We start from the raw sequence: 20,695 nt of genomic DNA on the forward strand, positions 1-20,695 counted from the left end.
CTATGGAGGCGACCTTATATGGCATTCCAACGCAAAAAAATCGCAGTGATCGGCAGCGGCTTCACTGGTGCAACGACAGCATTCATTCTGGCTCAAAAAGAACTGGGAGATGTCGTGCTGGTAGACATTCCGCAACTGGAAAACCCGACAAAAGGGAAAGCGCTCGATATGATGGAATCTTCTCCGGTCCTCGGTTTTGACTCCAGCATCACGGGCACAGCGGACTATGCGGAAATCAAGGATGCTGACCTTGTCATCATCACGGCTGGGATTGCCCGCAAGCCAGGCATGTCCCGCGACGATCTGGTCAACACCAACGCAGGCATCATGCGCTCCGTTGCAGAGCAAGTGAAAACGCACGCTCCGAACTCCATCGTGTTGGTTCTGTCCAACCCGGTAGATGCGATGACCTACACGTTCTTCAAAACGTCCGGTTTCCCGAAAGAGCGCGTAATCGGCCAATCCGGCGTGCTGGATACAGCCCGTTTCCGTACCTTTGTAGCGATGGAACTGAACGTGTCCGTAGAAGACGTTACCGGCTTTGTATTGGGGGGCCACGGCGACGACATGGTCCCGTTGGTACGCTACTCCTATGCGGGCGGTATACCGCTGGAAACGCTGATTCCAAAGGATCGCCTGGACGCGATCGTCGAGCGTACCCGCAAAGGCGGCGGAGAGATCGTCAACCTGCTGGGCAACGGCTCCGCTTACTATGCGCCGGCTGCTTCTCTCGTTCAAATGGCAGAAGCCATTCTGAAGGACAAAAAACGCATTCTGCCTTCCATCGCTTATCTGGAAGGCGAGTACGGCTACAATGACATCTACCTCGGCGTGCCAACCCTGCTCGGCGGAAAAGGCATCGAGAAAGTCATCGAGCTGGAACTGACGGCGGAAGAAAAAGCCGCCCTCGACAAATCCGCCGACTCCGTGCGCAATGTCATGAAGGTTTTGCAATAACAAAGTCCCGCAATAGCTATTACTAGTGAAAGACGCTCCCAAGGGGGCGTCTTTTGATTTTTCCTGAAAAAAGTTAACAATGATTCATGCCTGCTCATCTTCGAATCGCTTTCACCCTTATGCTTCCTGTATCTGCTAAAAACACCCCCTCCAACCACTATGGCTGTAGAGATGAAACAGGAGAAAACGGCAAAGGTCTTTGGGACACTACCCAGGCACCAAAGCAAAAGCGGAACACGCTTTCAGCGTCCAACTCTGAGAGACATCAATGAACCTGCTGCTTTTGGACGCGGTTCCGCTTTTGCTTTGGCGCCGGACACCCCCCCGCCCCCAGCAAGTGTCCCACCGAACCTGCAGCAGTTTTCTCCTGTTTCATCTCCTCCACCACAGCCCCAACAACATCTTTACAAAAAAATTACTTGTCTTACCTAAGCTGGATTTGGCAGACTGGAACGTGAGAACACTAGAGAAGAGCCGAGGACGGCAGCGTAGGGGGGAAACATAATGACAAAGATTTTAGTGGTAGACGACGAGGCGTCTATCGTCAAATTGCTGCAATTCAACCTGGAAAAAGCCGGTTTTCAAGTAATAACTGCCTGTGACGGAAAGCAGGCCCTGGATATGGCTCGCACGGAGCAGCCTGATTTTATTATTCTCGACTGGATGCTGCCCAAGATGGAAGGCATGGACGTCTGCAAAACATTGCGCCAGGAGCGCAACAACACGCCGATCCTGATGCTGACAGCCAAAGACGATGAACTGGACAAAATCCTTGGTCTCGAGCTGGGGGCGGATGATTACTTGACGAAGCCTTTCAGCCCCAGAGAAGTGATCGCCCGGGTAAAAGCGATTCTTCGCCGTACCCAGACATCTTCCGAGGCAGCGGCCGCCCCGGACGAGGTAGTATTGCAATTTGGGGAAATCAGGATTTATCCGGAAAAATACGAAGTGTTTCGAGGCAGTGAGAAGGTGGAGCTGACGCCAAAGGAATTTGAACTGCTCCATTATCTCGCCAGCCATCACGGCAGAGTCCTGACTCGGGACCAATTGCTGAATGCCGTCTGGAATTACGACTTCATCGGCGACTCGCGGATCGTCGACGTGCATGTCAGCCATTTGCGCGAAAAGCTGGAGGAAGACACGAAAAGTCCCCGTTATATCAAAACCGTTCGCGGCCTAGGCTACAAGCTGGAAGGATGACAGGGGGACTGATTCCTTGACGCGATTTCGGATCAAACTCACCCTCACGATTCTCGGACTGATTTCTCTTGTCTTATTATTGATGGGCATGTATTTTGCCAAGGTTTTGGAGCGTTCCTACCTGGAGACGTTGAGCGAGCTTCTGACCCGCGAATCCAAGCTGGTAGCGCAGGCGGTCCGCCCGGAAGTGCTCAGTGACGAAATTACACTGGCCAAGAGGGTGGAACAGGTGGCTCCGGGAGAAGAGGTGCGGCTTACCTTGATAGACCGTACAGGCCGCGTGCTGTTTGACAATACGTATGAACAGGAGCGAATGGAGAACCACGCCGACCGTCCCGAGTTTTCGGCCGCGCTTCGCGGGGAGACGGGCATAGACAGACATTACAGCGAGACGCTGGGCTACGAAATGATGTATGTCGCGGTTCCGATCGTTGTCGAAGATCAAATTATCGGTGCGGTCCGCTCGGCGATGTCGATGCAGGATATTACCGACACGGTACACAATCTGTGGTACAGCCTGGTGACGGGATTGCTCGTTACCCTGGTGCTCGGCTCGATCGTCGTTTCCCGCATTTCTTACAACATCACGAGGCCGATCGAAGAAATTACGCGGGTAGCGAGAAACATCACGCAGCGCGAGTACGAGAGCCGCGTCAGGATCAAGGCAAAAGATGAGATCGGGCAGTTGGCAACCGCGATCAATTTCATGGCGTCCAGCCTTGAGCAGCAGATGTACGAAATCTCGGAAAATCAGCAGAGACTCTCGGGTGTGCTGACCAATATGACAAGCGGTGTCATTTTTATTTCGGAACAGCGCCGGATTATGCTGGTGAACCCGGCGGTAGAGCGGCTGTTGGGAACCTCGGCCAACGACTTGATCGGGAAGCTCCACATCGAAGCGGGGAAAAGCTTCGGACTAAGCCAGTATATCGACCGCTGTCTGGACCGCGGAGAAAAGTTCCGGCAGGAAGTGCATATTTACTATCCGCAGGAGCGCATCCTTGAGGTCAATTTTGCTCCCTACATCAACTTTAAAGGGGAAGCCAAAGGAGTCGTTGTCGTCCTGCACGACTTTACCGAGGTACGCCGTCTGGAAAAGATGCGGAGCGATTTCGTGGCGAACGTCTCGCATGAGCTGCGGACGCCGATCACATCCATCAAGGGCTTTACGGAAACACTGCTGGACGGAGCGATGCAGGACGAAGAGACGTGCCGCAATTTCCTGCAGATCATCTCTGATGAGAGCGAGAGACTGTATCGGATGATCCGGGACATTCTCGACCTCTCCAAAATCGAGCAGAAGCGAATTTCCTTGAATTTGGTGCAGGTCAATGTTCAGGACCTGATCAGCTCGACCGTTGCGCTCCTGCAAGACCAGGCGCAGCGCAAGCAAATCTCGATCACATTGCCCAAAGCAGAGCCGCGAATCACGCTCACGACCGACAAGGACTGTCTGCAGCAGATTATTTTAAATCTCGTGACCAACGCTGTCGTCTACACGCCGGAGGGCGGGGCTATTACGCTTGAGCTTCGTCAGGACAGCAGGCACGTGCAAATCCAGGTGACAGACACGGGCATCGGCATCCCGGAACAGGATTTGCCGCGGATCTTTGAAAGGTTTTATCGGGTCGATAAAGCGCGCAGCCGCGACTCGGGCGGCACGGGATTGGGCCTTGCCATCGTCAAGCATCTGGTAGAAAGCCTCCACGGGCAAATCACGGTGAAGAGCGTGGAAGGAAAGGGCAGCACCTTTACAGTGACACTGCCGATCGAATGGTAGAGAGCTTTTGAAACATTTACACAAAGATAACACTCCCTTTACTCCCGGTATACATTCCCCTTGTACCATGGTCGTGACAGACAAATGAGGGGGAAACAGGGTATGACGCGACATGCTTTCGAAGAACAGCTTGACGGCTTGCATCGCAAGCTGATGTCGATGGGGACGCTAGTAGAGGAAGCTATTCATAAATCGATCAAAAGCCTGGTCGAGCGTGACGTTCAACTGGCCGAGCAAGTCATCGCCAGCGACCACCTGATCAACGAGCTGGAGCACGAGATCGAGGTCGGCTGCTTTCAGATGATCGCTTTGCAACAGCCGGTCGGCGGAGACCTCCGGCGGCTGGGGACGATGCTCAAGCTGGTGACCGATTTGGAGCGGATGGGCGATCACGCGGTCTCGATTGCGAAGACTACGCGGAGGTTGATGGCCGAGCCGTATGTGAAGCCGCTGATCGATATTCCGTTGATGGCGGATCATGTCAAGGCGATGGTGCGGGACAGCCTGAATGCCTATATCGGGATTGACAAGCAGGCGGCAGAAGAGATTGCGGCCCGCGACGACATTGTCGACAAATTGTTTTCGACGATTTTCCGGGATCTCATCGACGTGATGACCAAGAACGGACAGTCGATCTCGCAGGGCACGCATCTGTTGCTGGTGGCACAGTATCTGGAACGGATCGCGGATCATGTGACCAACATCTGCGAGTGGATTATTTACATGAGCACCGGAAAAATGACCGATCTGAACAATTAGAATAGAAGACTCGGGAAGAAGGCCGCTGACTGCATCGCAGAGCGGCCTTTTTGCTTGCCTGCAAGCTGTTACTGAACGCCGGCACGTCCGTATTGGTACAATCGCCTAATGGGCGGCTGCTGCATACGATATCGGGAAGCTGATTTTGCTTTTAGTTCTACAGGAGGGATTGCCATGAGCGTCAACGAGCGTCATATTTATGCAGGCGGAAATACAGCGAGAGGGTATCGGTCTTTTTTGAACGCGATACTGACCGGGATCGATCGGCGCATTGTTCTTACTGGCGATGCAGAGGGACTCGCCAGCAGGTTAATCGAAAAAATCGGAGAACAGGCGATTCGACTTGGCCAGCGGGTCGAATGGATTCACTCTCCTTTTGTGAATGGAGCCTTTGATGGCGTAGTGATACCGGAGTGGAGTGCAGCAGTAGTTGACGGCGGATACCCGCGCCAGTTCAAGCCCGAGGGACCCGGCTTGATCGAGACCTATGTCAATTTGCAAGATGCTGTGGATAAACAAAAGCTTGCGTCTCATCGCGAAGAAATCGTTTCTTTGCTCGAGCGGATCGAGGCAAGCACGCTGGAGGCGCACCAAGCGTTTGCGGAAGCGCTGCGGATTCACGATGAATGGGAGGGTATCTTTATCGCCCACCTCGACCGGGAAAAGGCGAATCAGGTGGGCGACGAAGTGATCCGCCTGTTTTTCGGTGAGGATACAGCGGCGAAGAGAGCCCGAGTCCGACGGATGTATTTGGGAGCAGCCACTTCTGCGGGTCCGAAGGATTTCGTCCCCAACCTGACAGCGGAAGTATCGAAGCGGTATTTGATAAAAGGAAGGCCGGGATCGGGCAAATCCACGATCTTGAAGCGCCTGGTCGCAGAAGCGCAGAGACGGGGATTTGATGCGGAGGTATACCACTGCGGCCTGGACCCGAACAGCCTGGATATGGTGGTCCTGCCGGAACGGGGTCTCGCCATCTTTGACAGTACAGCCCCGCATGAATACTTTCCGGAGCGGGAAACCGATGAGGTCATCGACATGTACGAGAGGGCAATCCAGCCAGGGACGGATGAGCGGTATCAAAGTCAAATCGCCACCTTCCAGAAGCGTTACAAGGAGGCGACGAAAAGAGGCACTGCCTGCTTGAAGGCGGCAGAGGAATGCCGGATCCGCTTGTCTCTGATCTATCAGGAAGCGACAGACGAAAGAAAACTCGCAGAGCTTGAGGCAGCGATCTCCAGCCAACTGGGGTCTGACAGATAGCCTGCTTGAAACTGACAGCCAGTCGGCCAGAGAGGCCGACTGGAGAACGGACCATTCGCATGAAACCCGTTTGACTGCTCATACTATGCCAAGGAGGTGAGCAGCCGGATGGGTTTTTCTTTTGTCATGGCACTGATGCTTCTTGTGCATCCCTTGGACGCAACCGATTTCCTCCGGATCGTCTGGCAGGGAACCCCGATTGCCTATCTGGATCGCGCCGATTACACATTGCCGCTTTCGGGCGTCCCTTTGATAGACGAGGCGAGGCTGGATGAGGTGCGAAAAAGTGTTGCGGCTCAAGTCTATCGGGCACCGGTAGATGCCGCTATCAATAAGCGAGGGCAGATTATCGCTGAACAGAGAGGACAAGCTCTGGATGAAAAGGCCTTTTGGGGCCAGGTGTATGCCTACTTTTACGGAAACGGCCCGGCCCAGATCACCCCTGTCCTGCGCGATGTGCTTCCGCGTGTGGACCGCGCTTTGCTGGAGCAGGTGCGCAAGCGCAGGATCGGTCAATACACGACGTATTTTAATCCGCGAAACCACAATCGCTCTCATAACATACAGCTGGCTACGAAAGCGATCAACAACTATGTCGTTCTGCCGGGAGAAACGTTTTCTTTCAATAAAGTGGTGGGCAAGCGAACGAAAAGCAGAGGCTATCTCGAAGCGCCGATTATCGTCAGAGGAGAACTGTCGGAGGGGATTGGCGGCGGGATTTGCCAGGTTTCTTCGACTCTGTTCAATGCAGTTGACAAAGCTGGCCTACATATCGTGAAAAGGTATTCGCACAGCCGCAACGTGCCGTATGTTCCTCCAGGCAGGGATGCTACCGTAAGCTGGTATGGCCCCGATTTCGTCTTCCAGAACAAATACGCATATCCGATCCTGATCCGTGCTTATTCCGCGAATGGAAGCATGATGGTGACGATTCACTCATTCCCGGAGATTGAATACGAACCGAGAAATGTGCCAAGCGTACAGTTTCAGCTTCCGGAAGAAGAGCCAGCCGGTCCTGTTTCGCATAAGGGTACGACAGTTGTCAGTTCGCAGCTTCCAGTTTAAGACAGCACCTGCTCCAGGGGGCTGTCTTCCTCGTTTTTAAAGAAAAAAATGTTCAACAGAAGACAGTTTTATTCAAATGCAATTCAAAAAAAGGTTGTAATCATAAACGAAAACACGTATAGTATTTCGTGTGATAAAATTTCGTGTGCGAAATAAATTGATCAGAAGGGGGAAGCCATGAACAAGCCAGTGGTCATCCGCGACCTTTTAAAACGCCTGAACAAGACGATCAACATGATTGCTGCCAGAGAATTGGAGAAAGTCGGATTGACCTATCCGCAGTTGATGGTTTTGCGGCATCTTAAAGATGAAATGCTCACCATCGGCCAGATCAGCAAGGCTGTCGATCTGTCTTACAGTACGGTTTCAGGCATCATTGATCGGTTGGAGAGAGAGCAGCTGGTAGAACGTCTAAGAGATGAAAAAGATCGCCGCGTTGTCTGGATTCGCTCGACGGATAAAGTGAGGGAGCAATTCGAAAAACTGCCGATCTTTTCTGAAGCGTACTACAGTACACTGTTTAGCGACTTTTCTGATGCAGAGCTGGGGCAAATCGTTCGCGCCTTGGAGACTCTGATCACCAAACTAGAGAAAGAAAGCTGAGGAGAAACCATGAAGCGAAAAATCATTTTGTATGTCATCTTGCTCCTGGTGGTGGCAGCGGGAGGAGGCATCGGCTATTACTACTGGTATCAAGGCAGTCATTACGTTACTACCGAAGACGCACGAATCAGCGGAGACATTTACCGCGTTATGCCGCGTATTGCCGGAAAGCTCCAGAAGCTTTCCATTGCGGATGGCGATACGGTCGTTGCCGATCAAATCGTAGGGCAACAGGATACGACCAATCTGACGACCAATCTTCTGGAAAATGCTCTTCTTCGCGCACCCATTACAGGTACGGTGATCAAAACGCTGGCAAAGGAAGGGGAGGTTGTTTCCCCGGGTCAATCCATCGCCATGGTCGTTGACGAATCCAAGCTGTACGTTTCTGCCAATGTGGAGGAAACAGAGCTCAACCGGCTGAAACTGGGACAAAAAGTGGACATTGTGCTGGATGCCTATCCGAAAACCAAGCTGCTTGGACACTTGATCGAGATCGGCCAAGCGACAAACTCCACTTTTTCGTTGATGCCTGCTGTTAGCACAAGCGGCAACTTTACCAAAGTCACCCAGCGCATTCCGATCAAAATCGCGATCGACGATACCGCTGGGCTTCATCTGGCCGCCGGACTGAACGCAGAAATCAAAGTGCACGTGAAGGAGATGTAAAAACATGAATAAAGCGAGACAATGGAAGACGCTGGGTACCGTATTGGCAGCCGTTTCGCTGATTGCGGCTGGATGCAGTGAGCCGTCTTCAGCCGGACCATCAGAAAGCGCTCCGGTTGTAAAGGTATGGAAAGCGGACATGGCCGGAACCAGTGCGATCTCCAACGGTAAAATAGCAGCAGCTGATGAAATTCAAGTCGTCTCCAAGCTGTCCGGAAAAGTAGCACAGGTCAATGTAAAGGAAGGCTCTGTCGTAAAAAAAGGCGATATCCTCGTAACGCTGGAGGCGACAGATTACCTGGAGCAAATGAAGCAAGCCGAAGCCGCGATCGCGAGCGCACAAGCGCGGCTGCATGACACCCAGGCAGGAGCGCGGACACAAGAGCTGCAACGCCTGGCAAGCGGTGTGGAGCAGGCAAAAGCTACGCTGCAGGTGGCTGAAAATACAGCCAACCGGATGAAGGCGTTGTTTGACTCGGGCGCGATTTCCCAAGCCGAGTACGAAAAGACTACACTCGATCTGGAAAAGGCAAGGACAGCCCTCGACCAGGCACAGGCCCAATACGATTTGGCCAAGGAGGGACCTACCTCCAATACAATAGCAGCCCTGCAGGCTGAGGTGAGCCGCCTGCAATCCAGCCTGGAGCTGGCGAAAAACACTTATCAAAACACGATGATCCAATCGCCGATTTCCGGTATCGTCGCCAAGAAAAACATCGATCCGGGTGAAATGGCACAGCCGGGCGCGCCGCTCCTCGTACTGGTCAACATGGACCGGGTAAAAGTGGAAGCGAGCGTTCCGCAAGAGCAGATTAACCAGATCAAGGTAGGCGCCCCGGTCGATGTGAAGGTTAACAGTCTTGGCGGAAAGGTGCTGAAGGGAACCGTAGAGTTCGTCAGCCCGATCTCTGACGCCAACAGCAGCTCTTTCCCAATCAAAGTAACGGTAGACAATAAAGACGGCGAGCTGCGCGCCGGCATGCTTGCCGAGGTGTACCTGCCGAATCAGGCAGAAGCATCCAACTCTTGGAAAGTGCCCGCTTCTTCTATCGTAACGAAAGACAATAAACATTACGTTTTCAAAGTAGACCAGGATGTCGTTCATCAGGTGGAAGTCTCTGTAGGAGAAACATCGGGCGAATGGACGAGTGTCACGCAAGGTGTGAACCAAAACGACCGTCTGGTGCTGACACCGACTGATTCATTGGCCGAAGGCAGCAAAGTAATCGTCAACTAGCGGAGGTGATAAAAATGGCGGAAGCAGCGACACAGCAAAAGGACGGCGGGAGTGGCGGAATGTGGATTACACTTCTGGCCATTCTCATGGGGACTTTCGTTGCTATCTTGAACAACAGTCTGATCAACGTCGCCTTGCCAACGCTGGTAAACGTATTCGGTTCAACCACTGATACGATCCAATGGGTATTGACGGGATACATGCTTGCCAACGCCGTTGTCATTCCCATGAGCGGTTCCCTCGGCGACAAATTCGGATACAAACGGGTCTTCCTGATCTCGCTGATCGCGTTTACGGCATCCTCCGTCTTGTGCGCGATGGCCTGGAGCGACACGAGTATGATCGCCTTCCGCATCATTCAAGGTCTGAGCGGGGGGTTGATCATGCCGATCGGGATGTCGATGATTTACATGATCGTCCCCCGGGAAAAAATCGGGATGGCGCTCGGTTTGTTCGGGATCGCTTCGATGGTGGCCCCTGCTGTAGGGCCGACGCTCGGCGGATATTTGATCCAATACCTCAACTGGCATTTTCTGTTCCTGGTCAGCGTCCCTGTGGGCATTTTCGCGATTATCATGAGCAGCGCCCTGTTGAAGGAAACGGAGAAGAAGCCTGATCTGAAGTTTGATTACCCGGGAGCGATTCTGTCGATCATCGCTTTTGGGACCCTGCTTCTGGCGCTCAGCAAAGGCCAGTCGGAAGGATGGAGATCCTTCTTCATTGTCAGCCTGTTTTTCATCGCTTTTTCCAGTCTGGCTCTGTTCGTATGGGTGGAGCTTGGCAAGGAGCAGCCACTGCTTGATCTGAGTCTGTTTAAAATACCGGTGTTTACGCTCAGCGTGATCACTTCAAGCTTCGTCATGATGGGGATGATGGGCGGGATCTTCATGATGCCGATCTTCCTGCAAAACATCCAGGGCATGTCGGCGATGGATTCAGGCTTGCTGCTCATGCCCCAATCAATCGCGATGGCCATCATGATGCCGATCAGCGGGAAGCTGTTTGACAAATACGGAATCGGTCCGATTGCCCTGGTAGGTTTGACAGTCATGGGGATCACGACATTTGAGCTGCACAATCTGGAGGCGGATACGCCGCACCACTGGCTCAATACGATCCTGACGATTCGCGGTCTGGGAATCGGATTGTGCATGATGACGCTGTCGACCGTAGGGATGAACGCCGTCCCCCGGATGATCGTAGGGAAAGCCTCGTCCTTGTCCAACGTGATCCGGCAGGTGATGAGCTCGTTCGGGATCGCGCTCTTGACGATGGTCATGACGACTCGGACGAACTTCCACTCTGCGACGATTTCCGAAAGCATTACCATCACATCTACGGCAGCTGCTGACTTTATCAGAGGCTTGACCGGCATGTTTACCCAGGCGGGCGTAGATGCGGCAACAGCGCAAGGCGGAGCCAGCTCCGTGCTGATGGGGATGATCATAAAGGAAGCAACCGTGCGCGGCATTGCCGACGCGATGCTGATTTCATCCATCCCCATTTTCTGCTCGATTCCGCTGATTTACTTCCTGCACAAAAAGCCGAAGAAACAAGGCGCCGCGGAAGAAAAGCAAAAAGCGGCAGCGTAATGGCTGGCATATTTCAAGAAGCGAGAGGTTGTTCTCAAAGCGTTTTTTCGTTTTGGGGACGCCTCTTTTTTTGTTCTTCTGCACCTCTTGGGCGTCTTTTATAACAAAAAAATATATTGTGATATTATATCTTTTAGATATAATGGAGGCAGATCAATCGATTAAGGAGGCCATAAGCTTGACCGAATTGTTCATACTAGGCGAATTGACGGGATCTCCGATGCATGGGTATTTGCTGCACACGATTTTGAACGGGATTATCGGACCTACGAGAAAAATCAGCTGGGGGGTGCTGTATCCGCTTATTCATAGCCTGGTTGCAGATGGGCTGATCGAGCAGGTCCCCGATGAACAGCAGGAAGGTGTCCGGCAGGGAAGAGGAAAGAAGAAAAAAATGTACAGAATAACGGAGGATGGCAGACGCCGCTTTTTTCAGCTAATGGAAGAACCGATTCCATACTCGCCGGATTATGAGCTGCATTTTTATACCAAGTTTTCAAATTTTGACATGATCAGCAGAGAACTGCAGTTCTTGATTTTGCACCAGTACAAGGATTACCTGCGGTTTGAGATCCGCCATGAAGAAGAACGGGTGGAGAGTGTGAGCAAAGACGAAATGATGCCCGATGCGGAACGACACTACAATTTGATCTGGTTCCGGCATAGGTTGGACAAACTCCGTTTTGACGAAGAGTGGGTTCTACAATTAATCAATAACCTTCGTATGGAGGGGATTGAGCGTTAGTGAATGTATAGTGGTGGCGACGACGCAAATGGTTTGCGCCTGGAGCTGTGTACTTCATGATGAAAGGTGATGACTATGGCACGCGTTTTGTTCATCAACGGAGGTTCGGAAGGACATATCAATCCAACCCTCGGCGTTGTTCAAGAACTTATCCGTCGAGGCGAAGAAGTGGTTTACTTTACAGCGGAACAATATCGTGATCGCGTAGAGCCAACGGGCGCAGAGGTGATCACGTTCGATGGAAACAAATTTGTAGAAGCGTTCCTTGCCGGGGGACGAAATCCTTGGGCCCGAGTGGGCGGGCTATTGCGCACCGCCGACATCGTCATTCCCAGTCTCCTTACTCAAACAAAAGGAGACCATTTTGATTACCTCATTCATGACTCGATGTTCGGCTGTGGGCGTTTGCTTGCACAAATACTCGACCTGCCGGCAATCAGCTCATGTAGCAGTTTTGCAATGCAGCAAGATAGCTTTGACCGTCTGCAAGATAACCTCTCACGCAAATTTCCAGAGAACGATATTAGACGTTCGCAACAGGAGTATCAAGAGCTGCGGAGTCATGTGCAAGCGAAATACAATGTGCAAGTTGGTGCTGCCTATGAGATTTTCTGCAATCCCGCGCCAATGACTATCATTTATACGTCGAAGCTTTTTCAACCGGATAAAGAACAATTCGACGAGACATACAACTTTGTTGGACCGTCTATCGTGCCCCGCCCACACGATCAATTTGACTTCTCCCCGATAAATACAGAACACCTGATTTATATTTCACTTGGCACCGTAATCAATCGAGCCGTGGATTTTTACAAACTTTGTTTTGCGGCCTTCGCCGAAACGAAGTACACCGTGATCCTGTCTGTTGGCAGACAAACCGATCTATTGGATTTGGGAGACATTCCGGCAAATTTTATTGTTCAGAGCTACGTGCCGCAGCTCGAAGTACTGCAACGCGCCAAATTGTTTGTCACGCATGGCGGCATGAACAGCACGAGTGAAGGCCTTTATTACGGTGTGCCGCTGATTGTCCTTCCACAAAGTGCTGACCAGCCTTATTTGGCTCGAAGGGTAGCTGAACTCGGGGCAGGCATCCACCTAAATCCAGAAGGCTTAACCGCAGGAGATCTCAGAGAGGCGGCGGAACGGGTGTTTAAGGATGCGTCCATGCGAAAGGTATGTGCAGAAATTGGCGATTCGTTCCGAGCTGCGGGTGGGTATCGTCGAGCCGTCGAGGAAATCTTCGCGTACAAACGAAGAGCAGGATTACATCATTAATGAAAGATTTGTATAGGCTACGCTGGTACTACCCCTTGCTGTGGCCGGAAATAGGGTTAGGGCATTTTCCTGTCGCCTGTGCTTCCCAAGGTTTGCCTTGTGGAAAGAAAGGTGCCGAAAGCAGAAAATTGTGTTTTAATTATCATGATAAAAGATTTTGACTTGTACTTCATAAAAAGGGAGATGCATGACCTATGGCCCTACAGCTTGAGGTTTCATTAGCCACTGAAAAAAAGGAAAAGCCCGATTTCAACAAGCTGGGCTTTGGCCAGATTTTCACCGATCACATGTTTGTAATGGACTATAGCGAAGGGAAGGGCTGGCATGATCCGCGTATCGTGCCGTATGCACCGCTCACGCTTGATCCGGCAGCCATGGTGTTTCACTACGGCCAGTCCGTTTTCGAAGGGTTAAAAGCGTATCGGACCCGGGAAAACAACATCCTTCTGTTCCGTCCGGACAAAAACATGCACAGAATGAATGTGTCCAACGAGCGCATCGACATGCCGCAGATCGATGAAGCTTTCGTCCTGGAGGCATTGCGGGAACTGATCAAGATTGACCAGGACTGGATTCCGTCCGCGCCGGGCACTTCTCTATACATCCGTCCGTTCATGATTGCCACAGAGCCGTATTTGGGTGTCCGTCCTTCTCATTCCTACAAGCTCGTCATCATCCTCTCGCCGGTAGGGGCTTACTACGCTGGAGGCATGAAGCCTGTTAAAATCCACGTAGAAAGCAAGTACGTGCGGGCTGTCAGAGGCGGGACCGGGAACGCCAAAACAGCAGGCAACTACGCGGCCAGCTTGAAGGCGCAGTCTGAAGCCAAGGTTCTGGGCTACGAGCAAGTACTGTGGCTGGACGGCGTCGAAGGCAAGTACATTGAAGAAGTCGGCGCGATGAACGTCTTCTTCAAAGTCAAAGGGGAAATCTGGACGCCCGCATTAAACGGCAGCATTCTCGACGGCGTAACGAGAAATTCCGTACTCCAGCTGCTCCGGGATTGGGGACTTCCCGTTCATGAAAAGCGCATCTCCATGGAGGAGCTGCAGCAGGCACACGCCAACGGCGAACTGGAAGAAGCATTCGGAACCGGTACCGCCGCTGTTATTTCCCCGATCGGAGAATTGAACTGGAACCAGCATCAAATGTTCATCAACGGTCAGGAAGTCGGCGAGCTGACGATGAAGCTGTACGACACGCTGACAGGCATTCAGTACGGCGAGGTTGAGGACAAGTTCGGTTGGACAGTGAAGGTTTTATAAAAAGAAGAAACACGGATTTGATCAATGGAATCTAGTGAAAAGCCGATGGCACGGAAGCTCCATTTACTGGACTTTTGTGCCTTCTTTTTTCATGTATGGAATGGAAATCCTGGGGCTAGAAAGAAGAATAGTCTTACTGAACGCTGCCAGTTGAGTGGCAGTGGAGGAGAAAGCAGATGAAAATCGGTGTCGTATCAGATACTCACCTCCCCAAACGGGGACACACGCTCCCAAAGCCGCTAATCGAAGGACTGCGCGGAGTGGAGCTCATTATCCATGCCGGCGACTGGAATACCCTCCAGGTTTACGAGGAGCTAAGCGAGATCGCCCACGTCGTCGGAGTATGGGGCAATACAGACGATGATCAAGTCAAAGCCCGGCTGAACCGGGTAGAAATCGTGGAAGCAAAAGGAAAGCGGATCGGCGTCGTCCACGGGGACGGAAAAGGAAAGACGACCCCGCAAAGGGCCGTCGATACATTCTCCGGTCAAACGGTCGATCTGATTATTTTCGGCCACTCCCACATTCCGCTATGGGAAGAGAGGAACGGCATCCTGCTGTTCAACCCCGGTTCTCCGACAGACAAGCGAAAACAGCCGCTCTATACGTATGGCATCGTGGAAATCGGGGCTGAAATAACGGCCAGGCATGAAGCTTACGAACAAAAGTAGGCAGCGGTCAAGCGATCAGGAAAACACCTTGATGATCCAGTACACGATACGGCCGACGATGTAGCCGAGAAAGATCGTCCAGCCGATCTTGGCCCAGACGCTTAACCCTTTGACGTACTCACGCAAGCTTTTTCGGCGGGGAGGCAGTTGGTTCACCGGATTCCACTCCTTTGGATGTTTGATTGTTGCGGATAAACAGGTAGATACCGGCCAGAATGATCAGACCGCCGACATACTGCGGCATGGTGACGACCTCTCCGAGGATAAAATAAGCGAGAATGGCAGTTCCGATCGGCTCGCCGAGAATGCCCATGGAGATCGTCGTCGTGTTCAGCCACTTGATGATCCAGTTCAGGATCGAGTGGCCAAGCAAGGTAGGGAACAGCGCCAGGCAGAAGAACCAGCCCCAATTCGCTGCAGAATAGCCCGTGAGCGAATACCCGAATGCCAGATCGTACGCCACCAGGATGACGCTCGTGATCGAGTAGACGACCAATGTATAGCTGAAGGAAGAAAGGTATTGGCGAATATACTGGGCGATCAGCCAGTAGCCGGTAACAGTAGCGGCTCCGGCCAAAGCGAGGATGTCTCCCCACAGGGCCATGCCCCCGACGCGAAAGTCGCCCCAGCCGATGACGAAGCTGCCGGCGATGGCGAGCAGGCCGCCTGTCAGCGCGAGCGGGCGCAGCTTTTCCCCAAAGAAGAAGTACCCGCCGATAAAGGCGAACAGCGGCTGCAAGGTTACCAGGACAGTCGAGCTGGCTACGGATGTATAGTTGAGCGATTCGAACCAGAGCAAAAAATGGCTGGCCAAAAATGCGCCGGACAGTGCGCAAAGCAACCACTGCTTTCGCGGCATTCGCACAATTTCCGCTATGGCTCCCCGATTCCAGAACAGCAGCGGAAGGGTCAAGACGACCGAGAAAACGAGTCGGTAGGTCGCAATGATCGGCGAAGGCGCGTCAGACAGCTTGACGAAAATGGCAGATGTCGATATCGCTAAAACTCCGAAAAATAAGGCCAAATACGGAGGAAATAAAGGCTTGTCTAACGGCTTGTTCATGGGAAGCACCTCTTGTCATAATCGCTCGCATGAATCTTATTGTACCTGCCTTGCGGAAAATTCACAATCGTTGTACGATGCCAGATCAAGGATAGAATGGCCGGGTGAGAGGCAATTCTAACACTATGAGAAAACGATGGCTGTTTTTGATGCTGAGCGCTTTCCTTCTTTTGCTGCCGGAGCCCGCTGCCGCAGTGCCGCTAACCAATGTCCAGGTCTTGATCGATGTGGGGCACGGAGGTGTGGATTCGGGAACATCTCACGGCACGATTTTCGAAAAAGAGATTAATCTGGAGGTGGGCAAACGCTTATATCGGATTTTGACCGAACAGGGGTACAGAGCAGTCCTCAATCGGGATCGGGACGTTGCCTTGAGCGATGAAAATCAATGGTTGAACAATCCCTCCAGACATATCCGCGATTTGGCCCAACGACGACAGTTGGCCAAAGAGATCAGGCCACAGCTGATGATCAGTCTGCATGTCAATTGGTCTTCCGACGGCAGAAGACGGGGACCGGTGGTCATTTACCAGCAAAATGAACAAAGCTACTGGCTCGCCTCCCTGCTTCAGGATGCGATGAATCAGATGGCGAAGACAAACAGCCGACCCGTAAAGGGAAGGACGTACTATCTGCTTCGCCACGACTATTGTCCGACTGTCATTGTGGAGATGGGGTTCATTAGCAATTACGCTGACCGCACCATGCTGACCAATCCCGAGCAGCAGGAAAAGCTGGCCCGGGTGATCAGCGACGCTGTTGGCGAATACCTACTCCTGACGGGCGAGCTCGCCGGAGATGGCAGCCGTGCATCAATGGGAGAGCAAAAGCGCACCTGGTGGGAACGTTTATGGCATCCCGTTCGAAATTAACATGGAAATCGTTACAAACGACGCCTCCTTCTGTATCCGCGGTATGTACTCGGACAGGACGGAGGCCGTCTTTTTTCCCGGAGGCCCTACGTGGCCGATCGCAATATGCACAGGTCCGGCTTTGCTGTCGATCCGTTTGCACAGCCGCTCCATCTGCCGGGTGATGTGCGACAAGGTGTAGACGTCATCCAGAAATATTCCGTTTTCCAGATAAGGAACGCCCAGCTCCTTTGCGATCTTTTGCGCCACGCTGCGTGCCGTGGTTTTGCTGTCCAGGTAAATGAGGCCGCGTTCCTTGCAAACCTGCAGGACAATTCGCATCACGCGCTCGTCTGCGGTCGCCTTGGAGCCCATGTGATTATTCATGCCGATTGCATGAGGAACGTCGTCAATCGCATTTTCCACACGCTTGCGAATCTCCTCGTTGCTCATTTTCGTGGTAATCCCTCCTGGCCCCATCCAGGACGCCTTTCCTTTCATCGGCTCCATGGGCAAATGGACAAACACATCATGCCCCTTTTCATGGGCAAGCTCCGCGTCCCGCTTGGTGCTCGGCAGAAAGGGCATGACAGCCACCGTCAAAGGCACGGGCAAAGCCAGGATCTCTTCTGTTCCCTCCATGTTGTTGCCAAAGTCATCGATGACAAACGCGACCTGATTGGCTTTTGGCCCAGAAATCGGCTTGAGCGGGGGACGTTCAATGACATCCTGAGCACTTGTCGTTCCCGCCAACATACTGATGGACACGATCATGCTTGCAATCGTGAACGCGAGTGCTTTTTGCAGGCTTCCCCGTTTATCGAGTGTCATGTGCATCGCCAGCCTTTCTTTTTCCTCTTAGTGTGTGTCAGCCAGCCGCCGATTACCCGACTTGCTTGGCAACACCTGAGCTTTGCCGTTATCCGACCCCTATGGTAAGATGAAGGATAGCGAAAAAAGTGAGAGGGTGCGGACAAAATGAGCCATTTGGTGTTGATAGACGGGAACAGTATCGCCAACCGGGCGTTTTACGCTTTGCCGCTTTTGTCCACATCAGCGGGATTGCACACAAATGCGGTACTGGGCTTTACCACCATGCTGCTCAAGGTGCTGGACGAAATGAAGCCGACCCATGTGCTGGTTGCGTTTGATGCGGGCAAGGTGGTGTTTCGCCACAGCGAGTTTGCCGAGTACAAGGGTGGCCGGAGCAAAACGCCTCCGGAATTGTCGGAGCAGTTCCCGCTGATACGCGAGCTGCTGGACGCATTTTCGATCCAGCGGTTTGAGCTGGAAGGGTATGAAGCGGATGACATCATCGGCACCCTGACGCTCCGAGCGGACGAAAACAATTGGAAAACGACGGTTATCACCGGGGACAAGGACATGCTGCAGCTTGTTTCCGACAACGTCTCGGTCGCCTTGACGCGCAAAGGCGTGAGCGAGATCGAGATGTACACACCACAGGAAATCTCCGAGAAATACGGCCTGAAGCCGCTGCAGATCATCGATCTGAAGGGACTGATGGGGGACAGCTCGGACAACATACCGGGCGTGCCCGGGGTGGGTGAAAAAACAGCGCTGAAGCTGCTGCACGAATACGGTTCGGTCGAATCGGTGCTGGAGAATATTGATAAGGTGTCGGGCAAAAAGCTGCAAGAAAACCTGCGGGAAAACGTCGACAAGGCCAAGCTGAGCAAGGCGTTGGCAACGATCATGCGCGACGCTCCGGTGGAAGTGGATGTGGAAGAGACCGCCTACGCCGGCTATACAGCCGATTCGGTTATTGAATTCTTTAAAAAAATGGAGTTCAAATCCCTTTTGCCCAAAGTAAAAGGAACAAGCAATGCGGTTGAGGGCGAGCAGCGGGATGCCGCTCCGTTTGCCTTCGATGTGGTCTACAGCGGGGATGCGGAACGCTTTGAGGACAAGCTGACCTCGCCGATGGCGGTCTGCGTGGAGATGGACGGAGAAAATTACCACCGAGCGCCGATTTTGGGCTTCGGTCTTGCTGCAAAAGGCGTTTCGCTCTACATTCCTTTTGATGTAGCCAAGGAATGGTCCGCTTTCCGCCAGTGGCTGGCAGATGAAACGAAGGAAAAGTGGGTATTTGACGGGAAGCGCGACACGGTCGGATTGGCATGGCACGGACTGGACATGGCCGGCATCGGCTTTGACATTTATTTGGCTTCTTACCTGCTCAATGCGGCAGAGAGCAGTCCGCAGGTGTCGGATATTGCCGTTCACTATGCGGATGTGCGGGTAATGCCGGACGAAGAGGTCTACGGCAAAGGAGCAAAGCGGCTCGTCCCGGAAACGGATGTACTGAGCGAACACGTGGCATTGAAGGCCGCCGCCATGTACCAGAGCGTACCGAAGATCAAAGAAGAGATGGGCGCAAGCAAGCTGGATGAATTGCTTGACCAGATGGAAGGACCGCTCAGCCTCGTTTTGGCCACGATGGAAAAACAGGGGGTCAAGGTAAACGAGCAGCGGCTGCAGCAAATGGGTGAAGAACTGGACGCCCAGTTGGAGAAGCTGACCGGACAAATCTATGAATTGGCCGGCACGTCTTTTAATATCAACTCGCCGAAGCAGCTGGGGGAAATCCTGTTCGACAAGCTGGCCCTTCCGGTGTTGAAAAAAACAAAGACGGGGCCGTCCACCAGCGCCGACGTTTTGGAAAAACTGGCCCCTTACCATCCGATCATTGAGTCGATCCTTCACTTCCGTCAGCTCGGCAAGCTGCGCTCGACGTATATCGAAGGGCTGACAAAGGAAATCCATCCAGGCACGGGCAAGGTTCACACCATTTTCAACCAGGCGACGACAGCGACTGGCCGCTTGTCCAGTACGGACCCCAACCTGCAGAACATCCCGATCCGTCTGGAGGAAGGACGGAAAATACGGGAGGCGTTTATCCCGTCCGAGGAAGGATGGTTCATGCTGGCGGCGGACTACTCCCAGATCGAGCTGCGGGTGCTGGCTCACATCTCGGGGGATGAGAATCTGATCGACGCTTTCCAAAAAGGAATGGACATTCACACGCGGACGGCGATGGATGTGTTTGACGTTTCCGAGGACGAGGTCACTTCTCTCATGCGGCGCCAAGCAAAGGCCGTCAACTTCGGTATTGTTTACGGCATCAGCGACTACGGCTTGTCTCAGAATTTGAATATTACCCGCAAAGAAGCCGGAGAGTTTATCGAGCGTTACTTCGCCGTTTTCTCCGGGGTCAAGCGATACATGGAAGACATCGTCAAGCAGGCCAAGGAAGACGGGTTCGTCACGACGCTGCTGAATCGCAGACGGTATCTCCCGGACATCAAGAGCAGCAACTTCAACCTGCGTTCCTTTGCAGAGCGGACAGCGATGAACACGCCGATCCAGGGTACGGCGGCTGACATTATCAAGCTGGCGATGATCCGCATGCAGGAGAGCTTGCAGGAAAAAGGCCTGAAGAGCCGCATGCTGCTTCAGGTGCATGACGAACTGATTTTTGAAGTGCCGACAGAGGAATTGGACATCATGCAGCAGCTCGTCCCCGATGTGATGGAAAACGCCCTGAAGCTGGAGGTTCCGCTGAAGGTGGATGTCAACTACGGGCGAAGCTGGTACGAAGCCAAGTAACGAGCAAGGAACGAACAAGGAACGAGGCGGAAGTGCCCAGGGCAACTGCAAGCCGGCAAGCCGAGGCCAC

At 52.8% G+C, this 20,695-nt stretch carries 19 protein-coding genes; 16 read left to right on the top strand and 3 right to left on the bottom strand.

The window, feature by feature from the left end; genetic code table 11:
* Positions 1 to 18: 18 nt before the first annotated feature.
* From mdh to NST96_RS07975, 14 genes are all read left to right on the top strand, one after another.
* Entirely contained in the window at positions 19 to 957 is a 939-nt protein-coding gene (mdh, locus tag NST96_RS07910; RefSeq protein ID WP_003387988.1) for a malate dehydrogenase, read from the top strand.
* Positions 958 to 1,461: 504 nt separating this feature from the next.
* A complete protein-coding gene (locus tag NST96_RS07915; RefSeq protein WP_003387987.1) occupies positions 1,462 to 2,157 on the top strand; it encodes a response regulator transcription factor in 696 nt (231 codons plus the stop codon).
* Positions 2,158 to 2,173: 16 nt separating this feature from the next.
* Positions 2,174 to 3,937: an ATP-binding protein gene (locus NST96_RS07920; protein WP_024983175.1), complete on the top strand. Its 1,764-nt coding sequence runs from the start codon at positions 2,174 to 2,176 to the stop codon at positions 3,935 to 3,937.
* 102 nt (positions 3,938 to 4,039) lie between these two features.
* On the top strand, positions 4,040 to 4,696 hold the full coding sequence (phoU, locus tag NST96_RS07925) for a phosphate signaling complex protein PhoU (RefSeq protein ID WP_003387985.1): 657 nt from the start codon (positions 4,040 to 4,042) through the stop codon (positions 4,694 to 4,696).
* A 174-nt stretch (positions 4,697 to 4,870) separates the two neighbouring features.
* Positions 4,871 to 5,959 (top strand): hypothetical protein, encoded by a 1,089-nt coding sequence (locus NST96_RS07930; RefSeq protein ID WP_122958643.1) that lies wholly within the window; start codon positions 4,871 to 4,873, stop codon positions 5,957 to 5,959.
* A gap of 108 nt (positions 5,960 to 6,067) precedes the next feature.
* Positions 6,068 to 7,024: a VanW family protein gene (locus NST96_RS07935; protein WP_342405949.1), complete on the top strand. Its 957-nt coding sequence runs from the start codon at positions 6,068 to 6,070 to the stop codon at positions 7,022 to 7,024.
* 177 nt (positions 7,025 to 7,201) lie between these two features.
* Complete coding sequence (locus NST96_RS07940) at positions 7,202 to 7,627, top strand: MarR family transcriptional regulator (protein WP_003387981.1); 426 nt, start codon at positions 7,202 to 7,204, stop codon at positions 7,625 to 7,627.
* Between the two features lie 9 nt (positions 7,628 to 7,636).
* A complete protein-coding gene (locus NST96_RS07945; RefSeq protein ID WP_024983178.1) occupies positions 7,637 to 8,296 on the top strand; it encodes an efflux RND transporter periplasmic adaptor subunit in 660 nt (219 codons plus the stop codon).
* A 4-nt stretch (positions 8,297 to 8,300) separates the two neighbouring features.
* Positions 8,301 to 9,533: an efflux RND transporter periplasmic adaptor subunit gene (locus NST96_RS07950; RefSeq protein WP_024983179.1), complete on the top strand. Its 1,233-nt coding sequence runs from the start codon at positions 8,301 to 8,303 to the stop codon at positions 9,531 to 9,533.
* A gap of 14 nt (positions 9,534 to 9,547) precedes the next feature.
* Entirely contained in the window at positions 9,548 to 11,125 is a 1,578-nt protein-coding gene (locus NST96_RS07955; protein WP_340701193.1) for a DHA2 family efflux MFS transporter permease subunit, read from the top strand.
* A 178-nt stretch (positions 11,126 to 11,303) separates the two neighbouring features.
* Positions 11,304 to 11,870, top strand: coding sequence for a PadR family transcriptional regulator (locus tag NST96_RS07960; protein ID WP_342405952.1), 567 nt, complete (start codon positions 11,304 to 11,306; stop codon positions 11,868 to 11,870).
* A gap of 75 nt (positions 11,871 to 11,945) precedes the next feature.
* A complete protein-coding gene (locus NST96_RS07965; RefSeq protein WP_338462050.1) occupies positions 11,946 to 13,148 on the top strand; it encodes a macrolide family glycosyltransferase in 1,203 nt (400 codons plus the stop codon).
* Positions 13,149 to 13,342: 194 nt separating this feature from the next.
* Positions 13,343 to 14,413 carry a branched-chain amino acid aminotransferase gene (locus NST96_RS07970; protein WP_003387973.1) on the top strand — a complete coding sequence of 357 codons (1,071 nt, stop codon included), beginning with the start codon at positions 13,343 to 13,345 and terminating at the stop codon, positions 14,411 to 14,413.
* A gap of 176 nt (positions 14,414 to 14,589) precedes the next feature.
* The gene (locus NST96_RS07975) at positions 14,590 to 15,084 is read left to right on the top strand and encodes a metallophosphoesterase family protein (protein WP_003387972.1); all 495 of its coding nucleotides are present in this window, start codon (positions 14,590 to 14,592) and stop codon (positions 15,082 to 15,084) included.
* 15 nt (positions 15,085 to 15,099) lie between these two features.
* Here the strand turns inward: NST96_RS07975 and NST96_RS07980 are convergent, their stop codons facing one another.
* Positions 15,100 to 15,240, bottom strand: a complete 141-nt coding sequence (locus NST96_RS07980; protein ID WP_155807931.1) for a hypothetical protein — start codon at positions 15,238 to 15,240, stop codon at positions 15,100 to 15,102.
* Complete coding sequence (locus tag NST96_RS07985) at positions 15,203 to 16,147, bottom strand: DMT family transporter (protein WP_003387971.1); 945 nt, start codon at positions 16,145 to 16,147, stop codon at positions 15,203 to 15,205. The genes NST96_RS07980 and NST96_RS07985 overlap by 38 nt, the downstream gene beginning before the upstream one ends.
* Positions 16,148 to 16,272: 125 nt before the next feature.
* Here NST96_RS07985 and NST96_RS07990 point away from each other — a divergent pair, with 125 nt between their 5' ends.
* On the top strand, positions 16,273 to 17,019 hold the full coding sequence (locus tag NST96_RS07990) for an N-acetylmuramoyl-L-alanine amidase (protein ID WP_003387970.1): 747 nt from the start codon (positions 16,273 to 16,275) through the stop codon (positions 17,017 to 17,019).
* Here NST96_RS07990 and NST96_RS07995 read toward each other — a convergent pair.
* Positions 16,996 to 17,829, bottom strand: a complete 834-nt coding sequence (locus tag NST96_RS07995; RefSeq protein ID WP_342405958.1) for a divergent polysaccharide deacetylase family protein — start codon at positions 17,827 to 17,829, stop codon at positions 16,996 to 16,998. The genes NST96_RS07990 and NST96_RS07995 overlap by 24 nt on opposite strands.
* A 147-nt stretch (positions 17,830 to 17,976) precedes the next feature.
* Between NST96_RS07995 and polA the strand changes: the two genes are divergently transcribed.
* A complete protein-coding gene (polA, locus tag NST96_RS08000) occupies positions 17,977 to 20,625 on the top strand; it encodes a DNA polymerase I (protein WP_003387968.1) in 2,649 nt (882 codons plus the stop codon).
* Positions 20,626 to 20,695 lie beyond the last annotated feature (70 nt).

Origin of the sequence: Brevibacillus sp. FSL K6-2834 (assembly GCF_038592925.1) — a bacterium.
Classification (GTDB): domain Bacteria; phylum Bacillota; class Bacilli; order Brevibacillales; family Brevibacillaceae; genus Brevibacillus; species Brevibacillus borstelensis.